Origin of the sequence: Iningainema tapete BLCC-T55 (assembly GCF_014698965.1) — a bacterium.
GTDB lineage: Bacteria > Cyanobacteriota > Cyanobacteriia > Cyanobacteriales > Nostocaceae > Iningainema > Iningainema tapete.
Map to the genome: position 1 here is coordinate 1 of NZ_JACXAE010000066.1, position 2,458 is coordinate 2,458.

Genomic DNA, 2,458 nt, shown 5'->3' on the forward strand with positions numbered 1-2,458 from the left:
ACAGCAGAAGGTATTTACAAAATTAGTGACGGTGTACTAAGTATCATTGCTGATAAAAATACCGCCATTCCTGGTAGGAATTTAACTTTTTCTAGTTTTTCTGCTCCAGTGATTGAGAGTGGTAATGTAGTGTTTGGTGCTACTGGTTCCTCTAACTCGTCGGGTTCAGCCCAAGGAATTTACATCCAACGTGGAGAGACATTGTCCGTAGTGGTTGATAACAATACTCCTATTCCCGGCGGCAGTGGTAGAAATTTCTCTAGTTTCTCCTCCTATGCTTTAGATCGAGGTAATGTAGCGTTTATTGAATATGCTTTCGATCAAAACGGTATTTATCTTAGTCATGATGGGACTTTGCAACTGATTGCTGATCGCAACACTCCGATTCCTGGTGGCACAGGTAACTTCTCGTTTTTTGGTAGGGTGGCACTGTCGGGTGATCGTGTAGTTTTTTATGCCAACCGAGGTATTTATCTCAGTCATGATGGGACTTTGCAAGTGATTGCCGATCACAACACTCCGATTCCTGGTGGCACAGGTAACTTCTCGTCTTTTGGTCCCCTGGCACTTTCGGGGAATAGTGTAGTTTTTTCTACATCTGAGTATGGAAAACAAGGTGTTTATCAAAGCCGTGATGGCTCATTAGAGGTAGTGGCAGACACCAATACTAATATTCCTGGTGGTGTGGGAAACTTCACTAGTTTTAGCAATCCTAGAATATACGGTTCTAGAATAGACGGTGATAATATTGTGTTTAATGGGTTTGGTGCTAATAGTCAGGAGGGGATCTACATTCGCCGCGCTGGTGTACTACAGTTAGTAGTAGATAACAATACAAAGATTCCCGGTAGTTGGAGAACCTTCGATAGCTTCAGTACTCCGGTAATTAAGGGTGACATTGTCGCTTTTGTGGGAAATGTTAACATCTTTAGCTCTTATTTCACTTCACTTACTCCTCAACCTGTAGGTATATATATCTACAAAGGTGATACCTTACTGAAGGTAGTTGATTTTAATCATCGATTAGAAGGTAAAAAATTATCTTCTTTAACTTTAGGTCAAGATGCCCTTAATAAAGCTGGTTCTGTGACTTTCACCGCAACATTTACTGATGGTTCTAGAGGTATTTACCGCGCTGATTTAATCACACAGCCATAGTCGAGAGAGTCAATCTCTTAATTACTGTCCACACAATTGTAGCAAGAATTACTCATACTATTGAGTTAATTGTTTCTCAGTTCATCAATACTACTCAGAAATAACACTGTTGTCAAATGAATACATATATCCATAATATTCGTAGTCAGCGCCGACTGATCAACTTTGCTGTGGAAAATTCTCATCAGAATGCGAAGCTGGGCGAGAAATGGAAAAGACGGTTACAAAACTGGAGTGGAGGGGTAACACTGAGCCTGTGTCTGAGCGCCCTTGCCGCAACACAGGTACAAGCAGCTACCTATTCCTTCACTAAAATCGCTGATACTAAAAGCTTCCCCTGGCGAAGTATTTCCACTGCGGTAATTAACGATAGTGGCACAGTATCTTTTCTGGTAACCTCAACAAGAGAAACTCGGAATATTTCCGGATACAGCATACTATACACCAGTAATGAAAACCAGTTGACAGAGATTGCTAACTCGGATACCGTATCATCTTTATTTGGAAACTCCACGCTTTCCTTCTCTATTGACTTATTGGAAGGAATCAATAACAACGGTACTGTTGCATTTAAAGTAGAAGGTGGTATGAGGAGAGGGATTTTTATCAGTCAAAACGGCTTCGCGACAGGTCGCGGATTTGGCGGTACAAGCCCTGGTGGAACTATCGACATAAGTCAAGCAAGTCTTAACGATCTTGAGGAACTAGTTTATTTGGAAAAAAATATTACCCGTACAGATAGCGTTATTCTCACCAGACCAAATCAACCTAATGTGACTATTGCTACAGCAAGCATTCCATTTCCCCCTGGTACTCCTCCCGCAATCAATGCACGTTTTATCGGTATTAGTTCGGTTGACATTAATAACAACAGCGAAGTAGTTTTTGCTGCCACTAACAGAGATGGCACAGCAGCAATCTATACCAATAGAGGTGATTCACTTTCTACTTTGGTAGAAATAGGCGCTGATAGACTAGATATTAATGATAGTGGCGATGTGGCCCTGTCAAATCAGAATACTATTAGTCTGTTCCATCGTGCTAGTGGGAGCTTGAGTGCGATCGCCGATACTAGTGGTCAGTTTAGAATATTTGGCTTTCCTGCCATTAACAACAATGGTAAACTAGCGTTTGGCGCGACATTAGCTTTGGGAGAAACAGGCATTTACACAGGTGCTGACCCGGTGAATGATAAAGTGATTGCTAGTGGCGATACCTTATTAGGCTCGACTGTGAAGAGTGTGCGTTTTTCGCGTCAAGGGTTAAACAATCAAGGTCAAATCGTCTTCCTGGCTGAATT

Annotated in this window: 2 protein-coding genes; both read left to right on the forward strand. The window is 41.7% G+C overall.

Translation table 11 applies throughout. From position 1 onward, the window contains the following. Positions 1-1,158, forward strand: a 1,158-nt coding sequence (locus ICL16_RS19470) for a DUF7453 family protein (protein WP_190830904.1), incomplete at its 5' end; no start/stop codon positions are given. A gap of 116 nt (positions 1,159-1,274) precedes the next feature. Next, a partial coding sequence (locus ICL16_RS19475) for a DUF7453 family protein (RefSeq protein ID WP_190830907.1) occupies positions 1,275-2,458 on the forward strand: 1,184 nt, incomplete at its 3' end.